The 6,978-nt window shown below is 70.0% G+C and carries 6 protein-coding genes and 2 tRNA genes; 5 read left to right on the forward strand and 3 right to left on the reverse strand.

Annotation, left to right across the window (positions count from 1 at the left end; translation table 11 throughout):
* A partial coding sequence (locus VE172_RS16140) for a tetratricopeptide repeat protein (protein WP_324802958.1) occupies positions 1–1,128 on the forward strand: 1,128 nt, incomplete at its 5' end.
* Here the strand turns inward: VE172_RS16140 and VE172_RS16145 are convergent.
* Positions 1,125–1,295, reverse strand: a complete 171-nt coding sequence (locus VE172_RS16145) for a hypothetical protein (RefSeq protein ID WP_324802959.1) — start codon at positions 1,293–1,295, stop codon at positions 1,125–1,127. The genes VE172_RS16140 and VE172_RS16145 overlap by 4 nt on opposite strands.
* Positions 1,296–1,333: 38 nt before the next feature.
* Complete coding sequence (locus VE172_RS16150; RefSeq protein ID WP_324802960.1) at positions 1,334–2,134, reverse strand: M23 family metallopeptidase; 801 nt, start codon at positions 2,132–2,134, stop codon at positions 1,334–1,336.
* Between the two features lie 271 nt (positions 2,135–2,405).
* Between VE172_RS16150 and VE172_RS16155 the strand changes: the two genes are divergently transcribed.
* The 4 genes from VE172_RS16155 (at position 2,406) to VE172_RS16170 (ending at position 5,358) form a co-directional block, all read left to right on the forward strand.
* Positions 2,406–2,564, forward strand: coding sequence for a hypothetical protein (locus VE172_RS16155; RefSeq protein WP_324802961.1), 159 nt, complete (start codon positions 2,406–2,408; stop codon positions 2,562–2,564).
* A gap of 75 nt (positions 2,565–2,639) precedes the next feature.
* Positions 2,640–5,111, forward strand: coding sequence for a putative bifunctional diguanylate cyclase/phosphodiesterase (locus VE172_RS16160; protein WP_324802962.1), 2,472 nt, complete (start codon positions 2,640–2,642; stop codon positions 5,109–5,111).
* Between the two features lie 70 nt (positions 5,112–5,181).
* A tRNA-Thr gene (locus VE172_RS16165) sits at positions 5,182–5,254 on the forward strand.
* 31 nt (positions 5,255–5,285) lie between these two features.
* Positions 5,286–5,358, forward strand: a tRNA-Met gene (locus VE172_RS16170).
* A 132-nt stretch (positions 5,359–5,490) separates the two neighbouring features.
* Here VE172_RS16170 and VE172_RS16175 read toward each other — a convergent pair.
* A partial coding sequence (locus tag VE172_RS16175) for a hypothetical protein (protein WP_324802963.1) occupies positions 5,491–6,978 on the reverse strand: 1,488 nt, incomplete at its 5' end.

Below are 6,978 nucleotides of genomic sequence, written 5' to 3' on the forward strand. Positions count from 1 at the left end.
GCGTTCCCGCCGGTCCGCGCCCGCCGCGCGCTGCGGGAGCTGGAGGCGGTGCACCTGCTGGCGCAGCCGTCGCCCGGCCGCTACCTCACCCACGACCTCACCCGGCTGTACGCCGCCGAGCGCGCGGCGTCCGATATGGACGAATCGACCCGGGCTGCCGCCGCGCGGCGGCTCGGCGAGCACTACCTGCACACGGCCGTGGCCGCGGTCCACCACCTCGCGGTCGCCGCGCAGGACATGGGCTTCGACCCGCCCGCGGCGGGCTGCGTCGTCGACGAACTGCCCGACTCCGCGGCGGCGCTGGCCTGGTGCGATGCCGAGCACGCCAACATCCTCGCCGCCCAAGGCGACGCCGCGGCGCGCGGCGAGGATTCCCTGGTGTGGCACCTGGCCTGGGCCGTGGCGCCGTTCCTGCTGTCCAGCGGCCGCGACGCCGCCGAGATCGAGGCGTGGCGACACGCCGAGCGCGCGGGCGAGCGGCTCGGCAAGCCCGGCGTGCGATCCATGGCGTGTCTTCACATCGGACAGACGCTGGCCCACATGGGACGGTTCGAGGCCGGTGCCGCCGAGATGCAGCGCGCCCTGGACCTGGCCCGCCACTCGACCCATCCGATGGACATGGTCGGCGCCCGCTACGCCATGTCCATGGTGTGCGAGTACCGCGGCGAGAACCGCGAGGCGCTGGAGCATTCCCGCGAGGCCCTGAGGCTGGCCCGAACCCTCGACCACCCGAAGCTGCTGGCCCGTGTCCTGAATGGAACCGGGTGGGACCACGCCCTGTGCGGCGAGTACGACCGGGCCCGCGAGCTGTGCGGCGAGGCGCTGGAGGTGGCGCGGGTCTTCGGCGACACCGACCTGACCGCCAACATCCTCGACAGCCTGGGCTACATCGCCTTCCGGGACGGGGACTTCGCCGCCGCCCGCGACCACTACCGGGACGCCGTGGAGATCTTCCGGGTCCTCAACACCCACGAGGACGAGCCCCGCGCGCTGGCCTGCCTCGCCACCGTCCTGGATAGACTCGGCGACGTCGAGCAGGCCCGCCACACCCGCCACCAGGCCTTCGCATTGTTTCGCGCCCAGGGCATCGACGAACCCGCCGAGCAGCTGTTGAACCAGCTGGGTTAGCCCGGCCAGCGATCCTTGTTGGTGGGGTCGTGGCCCCAGGGATCGTCGTCGTCGGCGTCGTGGTCGCCTCCGTCGGAGTCATCGACGTCGGCGTCGTAGTCCAGATCGTCGACATCGTCGGAGTACCCGTCGTCCGGGTTGTCGTCCAGATCGGTCCAGTCGTCCACGGCCCCAGACTAACGGAACCGTCGCGATGGCGCGCCGCTCAATGCATCGGGCGGTCGTCGGTGGCCACGTGGTCGGCCAGCGCGCGGACGTCGACCCCGTTGTGCAGCAGGAACGGCAGCGGATCGATCGCCCTGCCGTCGCGATGGACCTCGAAATGGCAATGGGGGCCGAGGGAATTGCCGGTGTTGCCGACGTTGGAGATGTGGTCCCCGGTGGACACCTTGTCTCCCGGCGACACCACCACCGAGGTGTTGTGCGCGTAGTAGGTCTCGAGTCCGTCGCCGTGGTCGATGATCACCAGGTAGCCGAAACCCCCGGAGTTCCACCCCGCCGACTTCACCGTGCCGGGATACGCCGCGTGCACCGGGGTCCCCTTGGCCGCGGCGAAATCCAGGCCCTTGTGCGGCATGCCCCAGCGGACGCCGAACAGCGAGGTCAGGTCGTAATGTGACAGCGGCGGCCGCCAGTACTTCTCGGCGGGCTGCTCGGTGATCGGCGTGTCGCGGCGTTCGGAGCCGCGGGTGGACACCACGGGTGCCGCGGCCCGTCCCCCGGCGAAGTCGGCGGGCGTGTCGCCGGGCACATCCACGTCGACCGCGGGGCTCACCGCGGAGTCCGGCGCGCCGACCGGCAGGGCGGTCGCCGTGCCGAGCGCCACAGCCCCGGCCGCCAACACCGCGACGCCCACCACCACCGCGTAGCGCCCCTGGTTAGCCAGGGGGACAACGAAGGGAGCCCGATGCCGTCCGCGATGGAACAGCGGCGCTCGGTGACGGCCGGGCCGCCTCGCCGCGTGCGCCCCCGTGTCGAGCACCACGTCTATTGTCGACTCGATCACAGCACACTCCATCGTCGACGGATCCGACGCGGGGTGGTCGCGTTTCGTGTCACGGTAACGTGCGCGTCACCCGGTAGTGTGGCGGGTCCGACTTGTGGTTGTCGTCAAGTACCAAAAAGAACGGAGATTTGCCGACATTCGGCTGGAAATCCTCACTCGCCAGGGTTACTCAGCCGTACGCCCGCTTTCAGACAGCTGAACGATGTGGCACCATGACACCCACAGCCCCCAAAGGCACATGGCTTTGGTTATTTCACTTAAGGAGCCAAACATGAAGGTTCCCAGAACGCTTCGACGGGTCGCGGCGCTCGCCGCGACGGCGTTCATCGCAGTTCTCGCGCTGTCGGCAGTGTCCACAGCGACAATTCAGGCGGATCAACCCAACAATTCTGGAACATTCGTCACGGAAGGTGACGGCGAATGGGGTTAGCCCCACTTGAAGGAGATGCGTTTGGCAGCTGAGCGGGTCCGTACACGGCACGCGTCACGGTTCGCGGCATGGGCCGTGTCCCTTGGCTTGGCTGGCATCGCGACCCTTCTCGCCCTTGCCGCGTGGCAATTGGACCCCGGGCCTCCGGCCTGGGGTCTTCTCGCGCTGCTGATCGTCATGCACGTCGGCGCGTTGAGTCTGCCGCTCCAGCTGGAGATCCGGCGGCAGGCGATCCTCATCACGGCCGGCGAGATCCCGTTCCTCTTCGCGCTGTTCTACCTTCCGCCACTGTGGGTGATCGTGGCCCGGGCCGCCGCCGGTCTGCTCGTTCACGGGTTCCGGTGGCTGACAAGGCGCGCCAAGCTTCTCAAGGCCGTGTTCAACGTCGCCAACTCCAGCGTCGGCGTCGCGATCGCGGTCCTCGCGACGGACGCCCTCGGCATCGGCCCCATCGGCCAGGTCAGCACCTGGCTGACGCTGGTCCTCGCGGTGGTCATCTATCTACTGGTGACTCAGCTGTGCCTCGGCGTGATCATCGGCATCACCGAGGGCAACCACAATGTGGACGACCTGCTTCAGGGCATCGTCTCCAGCCTGCTGATCGGGCTCATCAACGCGATCATCGGGCTGGTGTCGCTGCTCAGCGTGGGCGTCAACCGGTGGGCGGTCGTCCCGCTGGCGGTCCTGCTCTTCCTGATCTTCGCCGCCTACCGCGGCTACTCCAATCTGGTCCGGCAACGCCGCTCCCTCGCCGACCTCAACGAGTTCACCCAGTCGGTGGCGCAGGCGGTGCAGAGCAATCGCCTGGTGGACATCATGACCCACCGGCTCCGCGAGATGCTCAACGCCGAGGCCGCGACCGTGTGGGTCCCCGCGGAGAAGCGCTTCCCCGAGCTGAAGCTCACCGCCTACATGGACGTCGAGGGCCTGCTCGACACCACGCCGATTCCCGAGCAGCTGTGCCAGACGGTGCTGTCGACGGGGGAGCCGCTGCTGGTGACCCCGAAGCACGGCGACGAGGAACACCGCCGGCTGCTCGCGTCCGAGAAGGTGAAGGACGCCATCATCGTGCCGCTGAAGTCCGGCGGCGTCACCTACGGCTGCCTGGCGGTGGCGGTGCGGCTGGGCGGCGACCTGGCCCGCTTCGGGCGCGACGACCTCACCCTGCTGGAGACCCTGGCCGCGCATGCTGGTGTGGCCGTGGAGAACTCGCGGCTGGTGGACCGGCTGCGCTTCGACGCCTACCACGACGCCCTCACCGAGCTGCCGAACCGGCGCCGCACCATGAACGTGCTGGAGGAGTCGATCGCGCTGACCGTCCCGAACGAGATCGTGGCGATCATGATGTTCGATGTGGACAGCATGCGGGAGATCAACGACTCGATCGGCCACGCCGCCGGCGACCAGCTGATCGTCGAGGTGGGGCGGCGACTGCGCGAGGCCGCGCCGCCCGGCGCCCATGTCGGACGCATCGACGGTGACGAATTCGCGATGGTGTTGCGGCTCCCGGACGCGTCCGCCGCCGTCGAACTGGCCGGCGGCATCCGGCAGGCCCTGCAGCGCCCCTGCACCCTCGGAACCCTCAATGTGGACATCGACTCCGCGGTGGGCATCGCGGTGCACCCGGATTCCGGCGACGTCGCCGACACCCTGCTGCAGCGCGCCGACCTGGCCACCCAGACGGCGAAGAACGTCTCCAGCGGCATCCAACTGTACAATGTGGGCCTCGAGTCCGGCAGCGTCCGGCGCCTCGGGCTGGCCAGCGACCTGCGCCGCGCCTTCGACACCGGCGAGCTCCACGTCCACTACCAGCCCAAGATCTCGCTGGGCGGCCGCAAGCTGGTGGGAGTGGAATGCCTGGCCCGCTGGCGCCACCCCACCCACGGCGACGTCCCGCCGGAGGACTTCATCCCGGTCGCCGAGCACACCGGCCTCTTGGGACGCCTCACCGAGTTCGTGCTGCGCGACGGCCTGTCGCGGCTGCGCGAGTGGACCACCGACAAGACCCAGCTCGGCATCGCGGTCAACCTCTCGCCGCGCACCCTGGCCGACCCCGACTTCCCGGCCCTGGTCGCCGATCTGCTCGCCGAGCACGAGGTCGAGCCCTCCCGGCTCACACTGGAGATCACCGAGGACGGCATGGTCAACGCCGGGGGCCGCACCCCGCAGACCCTCGGCCAGCTGCGCGACACCGGCATCCGCCTGGCGGTCGACGACTTCGGCAAGGGCTACTCGTCACTGTCCTATTTGCGGAATCTCCCCGCCCAGGAGATCAAGATCGACAAGAGCTTCGTCCAGGGCATGGCCACCGACGAGGGCGACCTGGCCATCGTGCGCGCCGTGGTCGACCTGGCCCGGCGCTTCCACATGGACGTCGTCGCCGAGGGCGTCGAGAGCGAGATGACCCTGTCGCTGCTCACCGAGATGGGCTGCGACATCGCCCAGGGCTTCTACTTCTCCCGCCCGCTGTCGGCCGACCGCTTCGCCGCGTGGATGGCGGCGCAGGCGTCGGGAGGCAACCCGCATCCCAAGCTCCGTGCCGTATAAAACCCCGGCGCCGGTGCCCCAGGGGGTCGTGTAACCTAGTTCCGGCGCGTTACGGCGAGTCCGTACGCACGCCCCCTTAGCTCAGTCGGCAGAGCGTCTCCATGGTAAGGAGAAGGTCTACGGTTCGATTCCGTAAGGGGGCTCTCCGGCCGATTCCTTGAGCTTCGGTCGTATGGCGGCGTAGCTCAGGTGGCAGAGCAAACGACTCATAATCGTTGTGTCGGCGGTTCAAGTCCGCCCGTCGCTACAGCTTTGGGCGGGGTGTGTCTTCCTGGCGGAAGACCCGGACGCTTCCGCAATCCATTGCGGCGCTTCGCGCCGCGAATTGGGGGAGGCTCCGCCTCCACCCAAACCCCCTCCGAAGCGTTGGGTGGCCACGTCACTCGATCAGTCGCGCGACGTGATCGCGCAGGGGCTTGGCCCCGCACCAGTCCAGCAATCGCAGCGCCTCGGCGCCGTCGCGGCGCGCCGCCGCGCGGTCGCCGTCGGCCCGATGAACCTCGGTCAGGACGGCCAGCGCCTTCGCCTCCAGGAACCGGTATCCGTGCCGCCGCGCCAGATCCCGGGCCCGCTCGGCCGGGGCGGTGGCGGAGGTGACCTGGGCCAGCACCCGCAGCGCCTCGATGTGGTCGGTGAGCGCGTCCGATTCCCCGCTGAGCCGCACGGCCTCGGTGGCGTGGCGGGCCGCGTCGGGATCGACGCCGCGCCCCACCTCGGCCAGGGTGCGGATCGCGGCGCCGTCGACGTCGCGCATGCCCAGCTTCGGGAGGAGCTCGACGGCCTGGCGCGCGTGACCCAGGGCGGTGTCGGTCTCGCCGCGGGCGTGGTGATATATCGCCAGGTCCTGATGCAGTTGGGCAAGGGACAGGTTCGGGCCCGGGGCGTCGATCCATTCGCGGACCTCGGCGGCGAGGCGCTCGGCCGTGTCGAAGTCGCCCATCTCCGAGCAGATCTCCATGAGCGCGGTCAGCGCGAAGCCCAGGTTCAGGCTGTCGCGGCGCCGAAACCGTTGGCACGCCTCATCGAGCAGCTCGCGGGTGGCGGCCAGGTCCCCGCCGTCGAAGGCGGTCGCCGCGGCCTGCTGGAGGATGTACGAGCCCTCGCCGTCCTCGAGTCCCCTGTAGACCTTCAGGGCCTCGGCGGCCACCGTCGCGGCCTCGCTCACGTTGGCCAGGGCCCGATGCGCGATGATCAGCTGGCCCAGCACGCGCAGCCTCAGACGGGGCGGCGCGTCCGCGGTGAGGCGTTGACGGGCGGAATGCGAGAACCCGCGCATCGCGTCGCGGTCGCCGAGACTTTGGGCCGCGCTCGACTGGCGGGTCAGCATGGTCACCTGGGCCGTGGCGTCCGCCAGGGCCTCGGCCTGGCGCAGCGCGACGCCGGCGATGTCGAGCAGCGCCGTGCCCTCGGCGCGAAACAGCAGGTAGTTCGCGATCGAGTCCACCAGAATCCACAATGGTGTCGGGGAGGATTCGGCGGAACGCAGTACCGACAACAGGTTCCCGCGTTCGCGGTCCAGCCAGGCCAGCGCGGACGCCGCGTCGTCGAAGGACGCGGTCGGGTCCGCGCCGTCCCGATCGGCGCGCTCGGGCACCGGGATGCCCGCCGCGACGCACGCGGCGCGGGCGGTGTCCATGTACCAGCGCACCACCCGTCCGGCGACCGCGCCGCGGACGTCGCCGGGCAGGGTGTCGGCGGCGACCCGGGAGGCGTGGTCGCGCAGCGGATCGAAGAACTGATAGCGGCCCGCCGCCGCGGTGGTCAACAGGTTCAGGTCGCACAGCTCCTCGAGCGCCTCGGCGACCTGGTCGCGGGGTCCGCCGGTGGCAGCGGCCACCGACGCGGCGCTGAGATCGTGGGCGGGGAT

The sequence above is a fragment of the Stackebrandtia sp. genome, assembly GCF_035643755.1.
Classification (GTDB): Bacteria; Actinomycetota; Actinomycetes; order Mycobacteriales; family Micromonosporaceae; genus Stackebrandtia.